Source organism: Citrobacter sp. VF227 (assembly GCF_052950715.1).
Map to the genome: position 1 here is coordinate 1 of NZ_JBRFVF010000432.1, position 460 is coordinate 460.

Annotated in this window: 1 protein-coding gene; it reads right to left on the reverse strand. The window is 67.6% G+C overall.

The genetic code is table 11. The features are described from left to right. Positions 1-136 precede the first annotated feature (136 nt). Positions 137-460: hypothetical protein (locus ACU8YC_RS27165; protein WP_446896283.1), on the reverse strand; the 324-nt coding region annotated here is incomplete at its 5' end.

The following is a 460-nucleotide window of genomic DNA, read 5'->3' on the forward strand; positions in this document are numbered from 1 at the left end:
CCTCCACCATCAGCACGGTCATGTTTGATGGGGCTGGAAGCGGCTGCTTTCGAAATGCGGCGATAGCCGCCGCCGTGGCTGGGTCGGGTCGCGATCGGTCGCAAGTGATCGTACGCAGGCACCGGATCTGAGCGCCTCAGCGGGCGAGCGCGAGCTGCTGCGGGTTCTGGTGCGAGACCTTGATCAGCCGATCCGCGCGCGCCTCCGGGCTCATCTTGGCTGGGTGGTCGCGGATCGCGTCCACGGACGGAAGGTCAGATGCACCGGAATCACCCGCGCTGCCCTTCGTGACCGCGCGGCCCACGGGATGGCGCGGCACGGGCTGATCTCCCATCATCTCCGCGAGTGCCGCGATCTGCGGCAGCACCTCGTCGGTCAGCGTCTTCTGCAGTGCGTCCCGCTGGCCGGTCATCTTGGCGAGTTCGACCCGAACCGCTTCGACCGCATCGCTGCCCTTGGT